The 13,891-nt window shown below is 67.6% G+C and carries 17 protein-coding genes and 1 tRNA gene; 6 read left to right on the top strand and 12 right to left on the bottom strand.

The annotated features are described in order from the left end of the window. Window positions 1-44: 44 nt before the first annotated feature. Together AC0IZS_RS14795 and AC0IZS_RS14790 are read right to left on the bottom strand one after the other, a co-directional pair. A complete protein-coding gene (locus tag AC0IZS_RS14795) occupies window positions 45-386 on the bottom strand; it encodes a hypothetical protein (RefSeq protein WP_471636293.1) in 342 nt (113 codons plus the stop codon). 23 nt (window positions 387-409) lie between these two features. Beyond that, window positions 410-589: a hypothetical protein gene (locus tag AC0IZS_RS14790; protein ID WP_471636292.1), complete on the bottom strand. Its 180-nt coding sequence runs from the start codon at window positions 587-589 to the stop codon at window positions 410-412. Between the two features lie 277 nt (window positions 590-866). Between AC0IZS_RS14790 and AC0IZS_RS14785 the strand changes: the two genes are divergently transcribed. Both AC0IZS_RS14785 and AC0IZS_RS14780 read left to right on the top strand, forming a co-directional pair. Then, the gene (locus tag AC0IZS_RS14785; protein WP_471636291.1) at window positions 867-1,205 is read left to right on the top strand and encodes an I78 family peptidase inhibitor; all 339 of its coding nucleotides are present in this window, start codon (window positions 867-869) and stop codon (window positions 1,203-1,205) included. A gap of 115 nt (window positions 1,206-1,320) precedes the next feature. Next, window positions 1,321-2,514 (top strand): MFS transporter, encoded by a 1,194-nt coding sequence (locus tag AC0IZS_RS14780; RefSeq protein ID WP_471636290.1) that lies wholly within the window; start codon window positions 1,321-1,323, stop codon window positions 2,512-2,514. On the opposite strand, the gene hemW is transcribed toward AC0IZS_RS14780, so the two are convergent. From hemW to AC0IZS_RS14755, 5 genes are all read right to left on the bottom strand, one after another. Further along, entirely contained in the window at window positions 2,515-3,792 is a 1,278-nt protein-coding gene (gene hemW / locus AC0IZS_RS14775) for a radical SAM family heme chaperone HemW (protein WP_471636289.1), read from the bottom strand. A 20-nt stretch (window positions 3,793-3,812) separates the two neighbouring features. Then, on the bottom strand, window positions 3,813-4,412 hold the full coding sequence (rdgB, locus tag AC0IZS_RS14770; protein WP_471636288.1) for an RdgB/HAM1 family non-canonical purine NTP pyrophosphatase: 600 nt from the start codon (window positions 4,410-4,412) through the stop codon (window positions 3,813-3,815). A gap of 55 nt (window positions 4,413-4,467) precedes the next feature. Beyond that, window positions 4,468-5,199, bottom strand: coding sequence for a ribonuclease PH (gene rph, locus AC0IZS_RS14765; RefSeq protein WP_471636287.1), 732 nt, complete (start codon window positions 5,197-5,199; stop codon window positions 4,468-4,470). 126 nt (window positions 5,200-5,325) lie between these two features. Beyond that, window positions 5,326-6,228 (bottom strand): PP2C family protein-serine/threonine phosphatase, encoded by a 903-nt coding sequence (locus AC0IZS_RS14760; protein WP_322595153.1) that lies wholly within the window; start codon window positions 6,226-6,228, stop codon window positions 5,326-5,328. A 76-nt stretch (window positions 6,229-6,304) separates the two neighbouring features. Next, window positions 6,305-7,321, bottom strand: coding sequence for a serine/threonine protein kinase (locus AC0IZS_RS14755; RefSeq protein WP_007855567.1), 1,017 nt, complete (start codon window positions 7,319-7,321; stop codon window positions 6,305-6,307). A gap of 75 nt (window positions 7,322-7,396) precedes the next feature. On the opposite strand from AC0IZS_RS14755, the gene AC0IZS_RS14750 reads away from it, so the two are divergent. The 4 genes from AC0IZS_RS14750 (at window position 7,397) to AC0IZS_RS14735 (ending at window position 11,574) form a co-directional block, all read left to right on the top strand. Then, window positions 7,397-8,314: a YicC/YloC family endoribonuclease gene (locus AC0IZS_RS14750; protein WP_471636286.1), complete on the top strand. Its 918-nt coding sequence runs from the start codon at window positions 7,397-7,399 to the stop codon at window positions 8,312-8,314. A 36-nt stretch (window positions 8,315-8,350) separates the two neighbouring features. Next, a complete protein-coding gene (gmk, locus tag AC0IZS_RS14745; protein WP_471636285.1) occupies window positions 8,351-8,971 on the top strand; it encodes a guanylate kinase in 621 nt (206 codons plus the stop codon). A 19-nt stretch (window positions 8,972-8,990) separates the two neighbouring features. Then, window positions 8,991-9,194: a DNA-directed RNA polymerase subunit omega gene (rpoZ, locus tag AC0IZS_RS14740; protein ID WP_005794722.1), complete on the top strand. Its 204-nt coding sequence runs from the start codon at window positions 8,991-8,993 to the stop codon at window positions 9,192-9,194. 103 nt (window positions 9,195-9,297) lie between these two features. Further along, window positions 9,298-11,574 carry a RelA/SpoT family protein gene (locus AC0IZS_RS14735; protein WP_471636284.1) on the top strand — a complete coding sequence of 759 codons (2,277 nt, stop codon included), beginning with the start codon at window positions 9,298-9,300 and terminating at the stop codon, window positions 11,572-11,574. A gap of 25 nt (window positions 11,575-11,599) precedes the next feature. Here the strand turns inward: AC0IZS_RS14735 and greB are convergent, their stop codons facing one another. From greB to AC0IZS_RS14710, 5 genes are all read right to left on the bottom strand, one after another. Beyond that, window positions 11,600-12,193, bottom strand: a complete 594-nt coding sequence (greB, locus tag AC0IZS_RS14730; protein WP_471636283.1) for a transcription elongation factor GreB — start codon at window positions 12,191-12,193, stop codon at window positions 11,600-11,602. Between the two features lie 62 nt (window positions 12,194-12,255). Continuing rightward, window positions 12,256-12,723 (bottom strand): hypothetical protein, encoded by a 468-nt coding sequence (locus AC0IZS_RS14725; RefSeq protein WP_471636282.1) that lies wholly within the window; start codon window positions 12,721-12,723, stop codon window positions 12,256-12,258. A 279-nt stretch (window positions 12,724-13,002) separates the two neighbouring features. Further along, entirely contained in the window at window positions 13,003-13,215 is a 213-nt protein-coding gene (locus AC0IZS_RS14720) for a hypothetical protein (RefSeq protein ID WP_471636281.1), read from the bottom strand. Then, window positions 13,205-13,561, bottom strand: a complete 357-nt coding sequence (locus AC0IZS_RS14715; RefSeq protein WP_471636280.1) for a hypothetical protein — start codon at window positions 13,559-13,561, stop codon at window positions 13,205-13,207. The genes AC0IZS_RS14720 and AC0IZS_RS14715 overlap by 11 nt, the downstream gene beginning before the upstream one ends. A gap of 198 nt (window positions 13,562-13,759) precedes the next feature. Continuing rightward, window positions 13,760-13,836: transfer RNA gene (locus AC0IZS_RS14710), tRNA-Arg, on the bottom strand. Between the last annotated feature and the right edge of the window lie 55 nt (window positions 13,837-13,891).

Genomic DNA, 13,891 nt, shown 5'->3' with positions numbered 1-13,891 from the left:
TGCCGGCAGCAGCGCGCGCGGCGGCGCGAGGGGAAACGACCCGATCAGCGCGCCACGACTGCCAGCACCAACAGGCGCTCGGCAATGTCGTCGGCGTCCTGCTCCATTTCTGCCAGGCTGAAGCTGCCCGCGCACCATCCCCCGTACCAGATGCGGAAGGCCTTCACGCCCGCGACAGGCGAATGCTCGCCATACCAGCGGATGGCCTCGTCGATGCGCGAGTGGTACGTGGGTGGGCCAACCTGATCGCGCTCGTCGAACATGCGCGCACGGTAGCTGTGCGCGCCGTCGTGGGCGATGTGCAGGATGAGGCTGCCCGGCAAGGTGCTGTCGTCCTCACGCGCCGTGCGCTGGCGCAGGCCGGGGCTGGCAATGGCGGTAAACATGGTGGTGTGCTCCTGCAAGGCCATCAGCCCATGGCCTGGAATTCGCCATGGAGGGTGTCGCCGAACTGCGGCTCCACCTGCACATGGGCCATGTCGGTTCGGCCCACCATGAGGTACTCGCTCTGCTGGGACTGGGAGGCCGCACGCATGGGCTGGCCCATCTGCAGGGGGTTGGGCTCGCCGATCAGGTCAAGGCGCCTCATCTGAAGATCTTCGAAGTGCATGGTTTCATCCTCGCATGCGGCAAAAACAGGGGGTGTGAATGCATTGGCGCACTTTCAATGGGCGCGCGGGGTCGGAGAGCCGAGGAGGCCCGCGTAGGAAATGTCCTGCACAGCGCCAGCTCCCCAGTAGGCAGCGCCATGGCGGTTACGCCGCGTCACAAATGGGCGGCACGCAAGGCGGTATGGTGGTGGGGTACCACCCTTGTTCCAACGGGTGCCCGCACACCCTTCCGCCCCCCTTTCAGGAGATCATTCCATGCGCCGCAGTCCCCACCGCCCCCTTCTTGCCACCTGCGCGGGCCTCGCCCTGGCCCTGCTCGCGGGCTGTGCCGGCACACCCGCGCGCGCGCCAGTGGCCGACACGCCCTCGGTGGGCCCCGGCCCCAAGGGCGGCACCTGCAATGCCGCGCCGGCCCAGGGCGCCAAGGGCAAGCAGCCCACCGCCAGCACGGTGGAACAGGCGCGCGTGGCCTCGGGCGCGGCCATGGCGCGCGTGCTGCGCGACAACCAGCCTGTGACCATGGAGTTCAACGCCGAGCGCCTGAATCTGGTGACCGACGCGAGCGGCAAGATCACCACCGTGCGCTGCGGCTGAGCGAGCGCCCGAGCGAGCAGGTGCCGGGGAGGTGCGGCACAGGGCCGGATATCATTCCCAGGGCGGCCCGCTCTTTCCCTCCTTTCCACCCCTTCGCGCCGCAGATCCTTGCCCGATGCCGCTGCGCTCGCTCACCACCCCGTCCCCTGCCACCCGCGCCATCGCCGCGCTATCGCTCACCCAGCTCATCGGCTGGGGCTCCACCTTCTGGCTGCCTGCCGTCACGGGGCCGGCCATGGCGGCCGAACTGGGCATGGGGCTGCCACTGGTGATGGCCGGGCCCACGGCCATGCTGGTGGTGATGGCCCTGGTCTCGTGGCCGCTGGGCGCCGTGTTCGAGCGCCATGGCGCGCGCCCGGTGATGGTGCTGGGCTCGCTGCTGGGCGCGCTGGGCCTGGCGCTGGTGGGGCTGGCGCAGGGCCCCGTGTCCTACCTGCTGGCGTGGACGGTGCTGGGCCTGGCGGGTGCCGGCATGCTGAGCACTCCGGCGCAGATCGCCGTGACCGAAATCGCGGGCGACAAGGCGCGCCGGGCGCTGGGGGTGCTGATCCTCGCCGGGGGCCTCACCTCCACCCTTTTCTGGCCGCTCACGGGTCTGCTGCAGGCCCAGTGGGGCTGGCGCGTGGCGACGCTGGCCTTTGCCGCGCTGGTGCTGCTGGTCTGCCTGCCGCTGCACTGGGCCACGCTGGCGCGCCGCCCGCGCCAGAAGACCGTGGCGCACGCCAGCGCCGAGCCCGTGGCCATCGACCGGCCGCGCTTCGCCCTGCTGGCCGTGGGCTTTGCGGCCAATGGCTTCGTGACCTGGGGCTTCGCCCTCACCATCATCATCCTGTTCGAGGCTTCGGGGCTGAGCCATGCGAGCGCGCTGGCGGCTGCGTCCTTCATCGGCATTGCCCAGTGGGCGGGGCGCCTGTTCGACTTCCTGGGCGGTGGGCGCTGGTCGGGCTTTGTCACGGGTCTGGCCGCTGCGGCGCTGTTCCCCTTGAGTTTCATCGTGCTGATGCTCACCAGCAGCTTCACCGGCGCGCTGCTGTTCGCGCTGGTCTACGGCATGGCCGGCGGGGTGATCGCCGTGAGCCGCGCCACGCTGCCGTTGCTGGTGTTTCCGGCCGCGGCGTATGCGCGCGCGTCGGCGCGGCTGGCCATGCCGCTGAACCTGTCGTTCGCCGCCGCACCGCCGGTGTTCGCAGCCATCCTGACCTCGGCCGGGCCCCATGCGGCGCTGTGGCTGGCCTTCGGCATCTCTTTGGTGGCGCTGGGGGCGCTGTTCGGGCTGTGGCGGCTGCAGAGCGCCAGCCCCACCGCCTGATCAGTCGGCCAGGAACAGCTCCTGCAGGTCGCTCAGGAAGTCGAAACCCCGCTCCGTGGGCCGCACCTGGCCACCCGGCTCGCGCACGATCAGACCCTTGGCCTCGGCCTTGTCCAGCGCCTTGGCGATGGCGGTGACGGGCAGGCCGGTGCGCTCGGTGAAATCCTTGAGCGCGAAGCCCTCGCGCAGGCGCAGGGCGTTGAGCATGTACTCGAACGGCAGGTCGGCGCGGCGCACCTCTTCGTCCTGCGCCACGGCGTGGCCGGCCAGGGCGTTGTCCATGTAGCGGCCCGGGTCGCGAAAGCGCACCTGGCGCACCACGCGGTGGGCAAAGCTGAGCTTGCTGTGCGCGCCCGCACCAATGCCCAGGTAGTCGCCGAACTGCCAGTAGTTGGTGTTGTGCCAGCACTGGTGGCCGGGCCGCGCATAGGCCGATATCTCGTAGCGCGACAGGCCCGCCGCTCCCGTCATCTCGGTGATGCGGTCGAGCATGGCGTAGGCCTGGTCGTCCTCGGGGATGGCCGGCGGGTACTTGGCGAAGTAGGTGTTGGGCTCGATGGTCAGGTGGTAGATGGAGATGTGCGGGGGTTTCAGCGACAGAGCCAGGGCCATGTCCTCCTCCAGCTCCGCCGGGGTCTGCCCCGGCAGGGCGTACATGATGTCGAGGTTGAAGGTGTCGAAGGCCTCGGCCGCCTCCTGCACGGCGGCCAGGGCCTGGGCGCGGTCGTGTACGCGGCCCAGGGCCTTCAGGTGCCGGTCGTTGAAGCTCTGCACGCCGATGGACAGGCGCGTGACGCCCGCGGCGCGAAAGGCCTTGAAGCGGTCCTTCTCAAAGGTGCCGGGGTTGGCCTCCATGGTGATCTCGCAGTCGGCCTCCAGGCGCAGGCGCGCGCGGATGTCACCCACCAGGCGGTCGATGGCCGCCGGCGAGAACAGGCTCGGGGTGCCGCCGCCGATGAAGATGCTGTGCACCGAGCGCCCCCAGATGAGCGGCAGCGCAGCCTCCAGGTCGGCCATCAGGGCGTCGATGTAGCGCTGCTCGGGCACCTCGCCGGGCGCGGCATGCCCTGCATCGGCCCCTGCGGCAACGCCCCGGTACTCATGTGAGTTGAAGTCGCAGTACGGGCACTTGCGGATGCACCAGGGCAGGTGCACGTACAGCGACAGCGGCGGCAGGCTCTGCAGCTGCAGCAGGCCGGCGCGCATGTAGTGCTGGATGTCGCGCACCACGGCGGGCTCGGCCGCCTCGGTGTCGGGGACGATGGGGATGTGGGCCATGGGGAAGTCGCTGTAGCCGCTCAGAACCAGCGCTCGCGCATCAGCGCCAGCATCTGCTGGGCCGAGCGGCCGCGGTGGCTGTGGGCATTCTTCACTTCCACGGGCAGCTCGGCAAAGGTCTTGCCGAACTCGGGGATGAACATCACGGGATCGAACCCGAAGCCGTTGCTGCCGCGCGGCTCGCGCGTGATCTCGCCGACCACGCGGCCCACGGCAATCAGGGGCTCGGGGTCTTCGGGGCTGCGCACCGCCACCAGGGTGCTGACCATGGCGGCGCGGCGCTGGTCGATGCCCTGCATCTGCTCCAGGATGGCGCGCACGTTGGTGTCGTCGCCCTTTTCGTAGCCAAACTGCGTGGCGTAGTAGGCCGTGTCCACCCCCGGCAGGCCGCCGAAGGCGTCCACGCACAGGCCGGCATCGTCGGCCAGGGCCGGCAGGCCGGTGTGGGCGGCGGCAAAGCGCGCCTTGGCCAGGGCGTTCTCGACAAAGGTGCGAAACGGCTCGTCGGCCTCGCCCACGCCCAGGTCACCCTGGCGCACAAGTTCGACCGAGAGCGGCGCCAGCATGGCCTGCAGCTCGGCCAGCTTGCCACGGTTGTTGGATGCGAGGACCAGTTTCATCGTGCAAAAATCGTTGTTGTCAGGGCCGACCGGCGGCCAGCCTGGGGGAATCGGATCAGTCGCGCAGTGCCTGCTGCTGCAGGGTGATCAGCTCGGCAATGCCTTTTTCGGCCAGGGCCAGCAGTGCGTCCATTTCCTTGCGCGTGAAGGCCACGCCCTCGGCCGTGCCCTGCACTTCCACATAGTGTCCCGCACCGGTCATGACCACGTTCATGTCGGTGTCACAGCCCACGTCTTCCACATACTCGAGGTCCAGCAACGGCGTGCCTTCGACGATGCCCACCGAAATGGCGGCCACGGGCTGCAGCAGGGGCGACTTCGTGATCTTGCCGCTGGCCAGCAGTTTGCTGACTGCGTCCTGCGCGGCCACCCAGGCGCCGGTGATGGCGGCGGTGCGGGTGCCGCCGTCGGCCTGGATCACGTCGCAGTCAAGCTGGATGGTGCGCTCGCCCAGCAGCTTGAGATCGAACACGGCGCGCAGGCTGCGGCCGATGAGGCGCTGGATCTCCTGCGTGCGGCCGTTCTGCTTGCCGCGCGCGGCCTCGCGGTCGCTGCGGCTGTGGGTGGCGCGCGGCAGCATGCCGTACTCGGCCGTGACCCAGCCTTCGCCACTGCCGCGCTTGTGCGGGGGCACGCGCTCTTCGACCGAGGCGGTACACAGCACCTTGGTGTTGCCGAACTCGATCAGCACCGAGCCTTCGGCATGCATGGTGTAGTGGCGCGTGATGCGCACGGGGCGCAGCTGGTCGACGGCACGGGCGCCGGTGCGGGTGAAGGTGGTGGTCATGTGGTTTCCAGTGTCAAAGGGAAAGCCCGCGCGCACCGGCCCAGGCCGTGGTTCGCGTGCGGGCAGGCAGGCGGGCTTCGGGGCGCGCGGAGGTTCGTCCAGGGCGCTGCGCGCCTGTTCGTTCGGTCAGGCTTTCCGGGCTGCGGAGCGGCGGATGGCTTCGTTGATCTCGGCGATCGAGCGCTCGATGGCTGCATCGTCCAGGTCGTCCACCAGCCCGTCGAGCGGGCCGGCCTGGATGGTGGAGGCGAACACGTCGTCGCTGATGCTGTCGGTGGACACGCCCTGGGTGGACTCGAACGCATCGGGCGTCTCCCATTCGAGCGCCACCACGGTCACGTTGTCGCTGCTGTCACCCGCAGTGCGCAGGGCTTCTTCCACCAGCTCGGGTACGGCGTGCGACACCGTCTGGCGCGACATCTGCTTGGAGATCTCCTCGTCGCTGAGCGTGCCCCACAGGCCGTCGGAGCACAGCAGGATGCGGTCGCCCTGCTCCAGGTACACCGGACCGGTGATGTCGTAGATGGGCTTGGTCGGCGAGCCCAGGCAGGTGAACAGCACGTTGCGGTTGATGCGCTCGAGCCCCGGCGGCGGGTTGTTGCGCAGCTCCATGTACGAGTGGTCGCGCGTGCGGGTGAGCAGGTCACCGTCGCGCACCATGTACAGGCGCGAGTCGCCGCAGTGGATCCAGGTGGCCGTGCCGGCCTGGATGACGGCCGCCACCAGCGTGGTGCGCGGCGTGTCCAGCATGCCCTTGTCGGTGGCATAGCGCAGGATCTGGTGGTGCGCAGCCAGCAGCGCGCCCGAGAGGAACTCCTGCACGTCCTTGAGCTGGGGCTTGGCCTCGCGCTGGAACAGTGCAGAGATGGTCTGCAGCGCGATCTGCGCCGCCACCTCGCCCTCGGGGTGGCCGCCCATGCCGTCGGCCAGCACGAACAGGCCCGATTCGCGCGTGTAGCAATAGCCCATGCGGTCTTCGTTCTTCTCGCGGCCGCCGCGGCGGCTGATCTGGAACACGGAGAACTTCATAGTGATTCACCCAGGCAAGAGGGCACCAGGATGGACAGGCACCTCGTCGCCTGGACCCGCTTTGCGTGCGCCGTGTTCATTTGGGCTTGGCTCCGATACCGGTGGCTTCACCCACCTTCTGCACATTCTTCTTGGTGTCGGACACCAGGGTGTCGAGCTGCAGGCGCATCTTCTCGGCCACCGTGAGCTTGGTGTAGCGGCGCTCGCCCTCGCGGCTGAGCTCCTTTTGCAGGGCGAACACCGACTGCGGGCGCGACAGCGGGTCGAGCGCCATGCACCACTCCACCACCTCGATGAGGTTGTCGGAGTACACGCCGCGCAGCTTGGTCAGCGCCAGCGACAGGCGGTCCTTTTCGATGCGCTGGGGCGCCTCGTTGGGCGGAAAGCCCTGCATGCAGGCATAGATGCAGGCGCCGATGGCGTAGATGTCGGTCCACGGGCCCATGGACGAGTCGCGCCGGTACATCTCGGGCGCGGCAAAGCCGGGCGTGTACATGGGGCGGATGAAGTTGCCCTCCTTCGACAGCACCTCGCGTGCCGCGCCGAAGTCGATCATCACCGCCTTGTTGTCGTCGGTGATGAAGATGTTGGCCGGCTTGATATCCAGGTGCAGCATCTTGTGCTGGTGCACGATGCGCAGTCCGCGCAGCACCTCGTCGAACAACGAGCGGATGGTGGACTCGCGGAACACCTTCTGCGTCTTGAGGTCGCGCGCGGTGATGATGAAGTCCTGCAGGGTCGCGCCCTCCAGGTAGTTCATCACCATATAGACGGTTTCGTTCTCGCGAAAGAAGTTGAGCACGCTCACCACGGAGGCGTGCGAGATCTGCGCCAGCGCGCGGCCTTCCTCAAAGAAGCTCTTGAGGCCCAGGCGGTACAGCGACAGCTTCTCGGACTGCACCTTGGGCAGCAGCTCGCCCGGGGCGCGGGTGGCCAGGGACGAGGGCAGGTATTCCTTGATGGCAACCTGCTGGCCTTCGGTGTCGAGGGCCAGGTAGACCACCCCGAAACCACCGGAAGACAACCGGCGCACCACACGGTAACCACCAATCGCGGTATCGGGTGGCAAGGGGGCCGGTTTGATTTTTGACATATTTTGCGAAGATGACTCGGGGGTAAGGCGGAACCCGGATAATCGCCGGATCGCAAGCAACCATCAAAAAGTCCAATGCCAGTTTACAGCATGACCGGCTATGCCAGCGCGCAGCACGGCACGTCCGCCGCCGGCGCTGAAACCGAAGGCCGCGCCACCCAGGCGCGCCGCCTGGGGCTGGAGATCCGTTCGGTCAACAGCCGCTTCCTGGACCTGTCGTTCCGCCTGCCCGACGAATTGCGTGCCATGGAGCCCGCCCTGCGCGCCCTGCTGACCGCGCGCTTGAAGCGCGGCAAGGTGGAGGTGCGCGCCGCGCTGGAAAACGAAGACAGCAACACCCTGCAGGACCCGCCTGCCCGGCTGTTGCAGCGCCTCAATTCCCTGCAGGACTCGGTCAAGTCCTGGCTGCCCAACGCCGCGCCCTTGAGCGTGGCCGACGCCCTGCGCCTGTGCGCCAACGCGCATTCGGGCAACGAGGACTGGAGCGAGGCCGTGCCCGCCCTGGCCGAAGAGGCCCTGACCGCCCTGATGTCGGCCCGGGAGCGCGAAGGCAAGCGCCTGGCCGCCATGCTGCTGGACCGTTTGAAGCAATTGCGCGCCCTGGCCGAGCAGGCTGTGCCCATGGTGCCCCTGTTGGTGGAGCAGCAGCGGCAGCGCTTCATGGAGCGCTGGAAGGAGGCCATGGCCCTGACCGACGGCGCCACCCTGCCCGAGGCCGCGCGCGACCGTGCCCTGACCGAAGCCACCGCCTTCGCCATCCGCATCGACGTGGCCGAGGAGATCACCCGCCTCGACTCCCACCTGGACGAGATCGAGCGCCTGCTCAAGAAGGGCGGTGAAGTCGGCAAGCGCCTGGATTTCCTGATCCAGGAACTGCACCGCGAGGCCAACACCCTGGGCTCCAAGTCAGCCGCCCTGGACCTGACCCGCATCAGCGTGGACATGAAGGTCCTGATCGAGCAGATGCGCGAGCAGGTGCAAAATATCGAATGACACTCATGTTTTGATAGCGCCCGGCGCACATCATCTATGGACTACCCAGGAAATCTCATCGTAGTGGCAGCCCCCAGCGGCGCCGGTAAATCCAGCCTCGTGAAGGCCTTGCTGGAGCTGGACTCGCACGTCCATCTGTCCATCTCGCACACCACCCGCCCCCCGCGCGGGCAGGAAAAGCACGGGCGCGACTACTATTTCGCGTCGCAGTCCGAGTTCGACGCCATGGTCGAGGGCAATGCCTTCGTCGAGTGGGCGCACGTGCATGGCAACCGCTACGGCACCTCCAAGAAGGCCATCGAGGAGCGCATCGCCCAGGGCTCGGACGTGATCCTGGAGATCGACTTCCAGGGCGCGCTGCAGATCAAGGAGGCGTTTTCCAATGCCCTGCTGGTCTTCATCCTGCCGCCGAGCTGGGAAGAGCTGCGCTCGCGCCTGGAACGCCGGGGCGAGGACTCCCCCGAGGTGATCGAAGTCCGACTCAAGAATGCGGCTACCGAGATGGCCCAGGTCAGCAAATTCGACTTCGTTATAATCAATGAGTTGTTTGAGCGCGCGCTTTTCGACCTGAAAGCCGTCGTGCACGCCCAGCGCCTGAAGTACGCCGCCCAGCGACGCGCCCGTGCTGACACCTTCCAGTCGCTCAATATCACCTGAATCCCCGGAGTACCCACCGATGGCACGCATCACCGTAGAAGACTGTCTGGAAAAGATCCCCAACCGCTTCCAGCTCGTTCTGGCCGCGACCTACCGCGCCCGCATGCTGAGCCAGGGCCATGCCCCGCGCATCGAAAGCCGCAACAAGCCTGCCGTGACCGCCCTGCGCGAGATCGCCGAAGGCAAGGTCGGCCTGGAGATGCTCAAGAAGGTTCCTGGTTGAATCATCGACGGGCCTGTTCGCGGCCCCCGGAGAGCACCGCTGCCATGCGGTGCTTTTTTTTGCCCTGCCGACCCGCATGGCGTACCCGCGCTACATTTAAGGCATGAACGCGGTGTTCAACACTCCCTCGGCATCACCTGCCCGGCCTGGCGACGGCACCCACGCCCCGGTCAGTGCCTCTGCGGCAGCGGCCAACGCCGCGGCTGCCAGCTTTGCCGCGCTCACCGACAACCTCGACTACCTGGACGCCCACAGCATCGAGCAGGTGCGCCAGGCCTACCGCTTCGCCGATGAGGCCCACCTGGGCCAGCTGCGCAACAGCGGCGAGCCCTACATCACCCACCCCATCGCGGTGGCCGCCCAGTGCGCCACCTGGAAGCTCGACGCCCAGGCCCTGATGGCGGCGCTGCTGCACGACGCGATGGAAGACTGCGGCGTCACCAAGGTGGACCTGATCGAGCGCTTCGGCGCGCCGGTGGCCGAGCTGGTGGACGGCCTCACCAAGCTGGACAAGCTGCAGTTCAACACCCGCGAGGAAAACCAGGCCGAGTCGTTTCGCAAGATGCTGCTGGCCATGGCGCGCGACGTGCGCGTCATCCTCATCAAGCTGGCCGACCGCACGCACAACATGCGCACGCTGTCGGACATGCCGCGCAGCAAGTGGGGCCGCATCTCGTCCGAGACGCTGGAGATCTACGCCCCCATCGCCCACCGCCTGGGCCTGAACCAGACCTACCGCGAGCTGCAGGACCTGTCGTTTCGCCACCTGCACCCCTGGCGCTACGCCACGCTGGCCAAGGCAGTGAACAAGTCGCGCAACCGCCGCCGCGACCTGGTGCAGCGCGTGCAGAGCGAGGTGGACGCGGCGTTTTCGCGCATCGGTATGCAGGTGCGCCTGGCTGGCCGCGAAAAGACGCTCTACGCCATCTACCAGAAGATGGACCAGAAGCACCTGAGCTTTGCCCAGGTGACGGACATGTACGGCTTTCGCGTCATCGTGCCCACGGTGACCGACTGCTACACGGCCCTTGGCGTGCTGCACCAGATGTACAAGCCGGTGCCCGGCAAGTTCAAGGACCACATCGCGATCGCCAAGCTCAACGGCTACCAATCGCTGCACACCACGCTGGTGGGCCCCTCGGGCGTGAACATCGAGTTCCAGATGCGCACCGACGAGATGCATGTGATCGCCGAGGCCGGCGTGGCCGCGCACTGGCTGTACAAGGCGCAGGACGGCGACGGCACCTCGGCCGAGCGCCTGGGCACCAAGTGGCTGCAGTCGCTGCTCGACATCCAGAACGAGACGCGCGACGCCGCCGAGTTCTGGGACCACGTGAAGGTGGACCTGTTCCCCGATGCGGTCTACGTGTTCACCCCCAAGAGCCAGATCATGGCCTTGCCCCGGGGCGCGACGGTGGTGGATTTTGCCTACGCCATCCACAGCAATGTGGGCGACCGCACCACGGCCGCCAAGATCAACAACGAGCAGGTGCCGCTGCGCACCGAGCTCAAGAACGGCGACGTGGTGGAGATCATCACCGCCCCCATCTCCACGCCCAACCCGGCGTGGCTGGGCTTTGTGCGCACGGGCCGCGCGCGCTCCAAGATCCGCCACTACCTCAAGACCCTGGCGCATGCCGAGTCCGAGGGCCTGGGCGAGAAGCTGCTGACCCAGGCCATCCGCTCCGAAGGCCTGGAGCAGTTGCCTCCGGTGAACAGCGAGACCCAGCCGATGTGGGACAAGCTGCTGCGCTTCACGGGCAACCGCACGCGCAGCGAGCTGATGACCGACCTGGGCCTGGGCAAGCGCATCGCCAGCATCGTGGCCAAGCGGCTCATGGTGCTGATGAGCGAGCACGGCCACCGGCCCGACGCGCTGCTGCTCAGCCGCGAGCGCTACACCTCGCATGAGCGGCTGTCGCAGGGCGCCGTCACCCTGGACGGCAGCGAGAACGCGTCGGTGCAGTACGCCCACTGCTGCCGCCCCGTGCCGGGCGACGCCATCGTGGGCTACCTGGGCCGGGGCGAGGGCCTGGTGGTGCACAACACCCACTGCGCCGTGGCCAAGCGCCTGCAGCACAAGGACAGCGAACGCTTCATCGCCGTGGATTGGGCGGACGAACCCGTGCGCATGTTCGAGACCGGCATCGTCGTCACCATCACCAACAGCAAGGGCGTGCTGGCCCGCGTGGCCGCCGACCTGGCCAGCGCCGAGGCCGACATCACGCACGTGGACATGGACGACGAAGTGGCGCTGGACACCACCGACCTGCGCTTCATCGTCGCCGTGCGCGACCAGGCCCACATCGAGGCCGCGTTGCGCAACCTGCGCCGCACGCCAGCGGTCATCCGCGCCAGCCGCATCACTCCGGCAGCCTGAACTCGCTGGCACTGCGATTCGGCGATCAGGAGGCCGTTGCATCCTGCGCCGGAGGCGGGGGATCGTGCCGCTCGTAGCGCACCTCCAGTACCTCCAGCGAGCGCACGCCGCCCGGCGTGGGCAGCGGCACCTCGTCGCCCACCCGGCTCTTGAGCAGGGCCCGCGCCACGGGCGACACCCAGCTCACCTGGCCGCGGCCGCTGTCGGCCTCGTCGATGCCCATGATGGTGATGGTGCTGGTCACGTCCTCCTCGTCCACATAGGTCACGGTGGCGCCGAAGAACACCTGGTCGCTGCCGGCATGGACCAGCGGGTCCACCACCTCGGCCACCTCCAGCCGCTTGGTGAGGAAGCGGATGCGCCGGTCGATCTCGCGCAGGCGCTTCTTGCCGTAGAGGTAGTCGCCGTTCTCCGAGCGGTCGCCGTTGCTGGCGGCCCAGTGCACCACCTCGACGATCTTCGGGCGCTCGTTGTCGATCAGGTCCAGCAGTTCGCCGCGCAGCCGGGCATAGCCCGCAGGTGTCATGTAGTTGCGCGCCCCGGCAGGGATGGGGGGCAGTGCCGGCCCTTCGTCGTCATCGGCCTGCGCGTCGGATTCCTTGGTGAAAGCCTTGTTCATGGCGGCATGTTACCCGTGCGTCGGCACGGCTTGCCAGGCGCCCCCACCCGCCACCCTTGGCTTCAGCTGTTCGCCGGGCAGGCGGACGCCTTGTTGCCGAACTCCACGAAGTTCTCGTTCATCAACCGGGTCTTGGCCGTGGTGTAGGCGCGCAGGGCCTCCTTGTCCATGTCGGCGCGGATGAAGGCCACGACGCCCTCAAGTTGCGCATCCATCCCCGCAACGAAGTGCTCGCGGCTTTTCTCCAGGCACCGGGGCAACGCCAGGCCCTGCACCTCCTGGCGCAGCGCCTGCATGGTCAGCACCGGGGTGGACAGGCCGAAGCGCGGCGTGCTGCGGACCACCTGCATGGCTTCCATCCACTGCTTGTGCGCCTTGTCCAGGCGCTCGTTGGCCACCACGATGGCCTGGGCGGCCTCGGCCTTGCGCTGCGCCTTCTGGTAGCCACCCCAGGCAAAGGCCGCCACCAGCACCACGGCCAGCCCTCCCATGAAGGCCAGCGTGGACACGCCCCTCGCGCGCCCCGCCATCGTCGTTTTTCTTGCGCCGTGCATTCCCATCCCTTCCATTGGCGGCAGCTCGAAGCGGCTGCGCACCTTGATGAAGCCGCAGCATAAGGCAGTCGAGGGGGCGCCAGCAGGGTTCATGCATCCCCCAAAAAGGTCATCCAGCCGGGCGTTGCATGGCCTGCCAGGCCCACGGTGCCGGGACTCGCGCCCACTGCCGCCCCGTTGCCACAGGTTTGCCGGGACATTGCCGCAACGGATGGGTGGAGCTTTCCGACTTTGAAGGGCGTCGCAGCGGCACCCTCACATCCTGGGCGGCTTGCCCACAGGATCTCCGGCTTCGTTCTCCGGCTCGCCGGCGAAGGGGCCGGCACCATCTGGCAACGGCACTGCACCGGGTGGCTGCTGCGGATGTGGGGAGGAAGGTGGCGTGCTGACGGGCGGCAGGTCGCCAGGCGGTCGAGGCAAGTGCGTGGGCACCTGGTGCACCGGGTGGTCCTTGGGATCAGTGGCCATGGGGGTCAACTCCTGGGGTAAAGGTCCCATTGGGCCCTTGTCCAGCCGCACCCACTGTAGGAGGAGTCCACGCAACATCTGCCATGGAAGCCGCAGCCACCCAGGTGAGCCCGAGTGCCCGGCACTGCAGGTCCAGCTCCTCGGTGGCAGCATCGCGTTCCTGCACGTCGAAGCGAAGCGTGGCCACCAGCCGGCCTCCCTCGCGCAGCAGCACCTCGTACCCCCGGCCCTCCTGGTCCGTCCAGCTGAAAAGAACGGCTTCCGCGTCTGCCTCCACCGAGGTGGAGGCAAGGTGCTCCGATCCGGGATCGCGCTTGAATTGGCAGGTGACGGCGTGGGTGGGCATGGATGGGAGCCTGTGGCCTGTGCAGTGAACTCACCCCCAGGGTGCGCCGACTGGGACGGTAAATGCGTAGGAAGACGGCGCGACGTGCGCGCGGTGGTGAACTGAATCCCCCCAAATCCCCCAGCCTGGCCAGGCGGCGTGAAAGCAGAAGCCCCAAGGAAAAAGCCCTGATACCTTGCGATATCAGGGCTTACCTGTTGGTGCGGCTGGCAGGAATCGAACCCACGACCCCTTGGTTCGTAGCCAAGTACTCTATCCAGCTGAGCTACAGCCGCTAAGCTTCGAATTATAGCATGGATTTTTCAACATTTCAAAAAATCGCTGCTTTCT

Source organism: Acidovorax sp. AC410 (genome assembly GCF_979253235.1).
This window is presented reverse-complemented; position numbering and strand designations above follow the sequence as displayed.

Bases quoted from the DNA above. Each gene is read 5' to 3' on its own strand.
- AC0IZS_RS14795 (WP_471636293.1), bottom strand. From the start codon at position 386: ATGTTTACCGCCATTGCCAGCCCCGGCCTGCGCCAGCGCACGGCGCGT.
- AC0IZS_RS14790 (WP_471636292.1), bottom strand. From the start codon at position 589: ATGAGGCGCCTTGACCTGATCGGCGAGCCCAACCCCCTGCAGATGGGC.
- AC0IZS_RS14785 (WP_471636291.1), top strand. From the start codon at position 867: ATGCGCCGCAGTCCCCACCGCCCCCTTCTTGCCACCTGCGCGGGCCTC.
- AC0IZS_RS14780 (WP_471636290.1), top strand. From the start codon at position 1,321: ATGCCGCTGCGCTCGCTCACCACCCCGTCCCCTGCCACCCGCGCCATC.
- hemW (WP_471636289.1), bottom strand. From the start codon at position 3,792: ATGGCCCACATCCCCATCGTCCCCGACACCGAGGCGGCCGAGCCCGCC.
- rdgB (WP_471636288.1), bottom strand. From the start codon at position 4,412: ATGAAACTGGTCCTCGCATCCAACAACCGTGGCAAGCTGGCCGAGCTG.
- rph (WP_471636287.1), bottom strand. From the start codon at position 5,199: ATGACCACCACCTTCACCCGCACCGGCGCCCGTGCCGTCGACCAGCTG.
- AC0IZS_RS14760 (WP_322595153.1), bottom strand. From the start codon at position 6,228: ATGAAGTTCTCCGTGTTCCAGATCAGCCGCCGCGGCGGCCGCGAGAAG.
- AC0IZS_RS14755 (WP_007855567.1), bottom strand. From the start codon at position 7,321: ATGTCAAAAATCAAACCGGCCCCCTTGCCACCCGATACCGCGATTGGT.
- AC0IZS_RS14750 (WP_471636286.1), top strand. From the start codon at position 7,397: ATGCCAGTTTACAGCATGACCGGCTATGCCAGCGCGCAGCACGGCACG.
- gmk (WP_471636285.1), top strand. From the start codon at position 8,351: ATGGACTACCCAGGAAATCTCATCGTAGTGGCAGCCCCCAGCGGCGCC.
- rpoZ (WP_005794722.1), top strand. From the start codon at position 8,991: ATGGCACGCATCACCGTAGAAGACTGTCTGGAAAAGATCCCCAACCGC.
- AC0IZS_RS14735 (WP_471636284.1), top strand. From the start codon at position 9,298: ATGAACGCGGTGTTCAACACTCCCTCGGCATCACCTGCCCGGCCTGGC.
- greB (WP_471636283.1), bottom strand. From the start codon at position 12,193: ATGAACAAGGCTTTCACCAAGGAATCCGACGCGCAGGCCGATGACGAC.
- AC0IZS_RS14725 (WP_471636282.1), bottom strand. From the start codon at position 12,723: ATGGCGGGGCGCGCGAGGGGCGTGTCCACGCTGGCCTTCATGGGAGGG.
- AC0IZS_RS14720 (WP_471636281.1), bottom strand. From the start codon at position 13,215: ATGGCCACTGATCCCAAGGACCACCCGGTGCACCAGGTGCCCACGCAC.
- AC0IZS_RS14715 (WP_471636280.1), bottom strand. From the start codon at position 13,561: ATGCCCACCCACGCCGTCACCTGCCAATTCAAGCGCGATCCCGGATCG.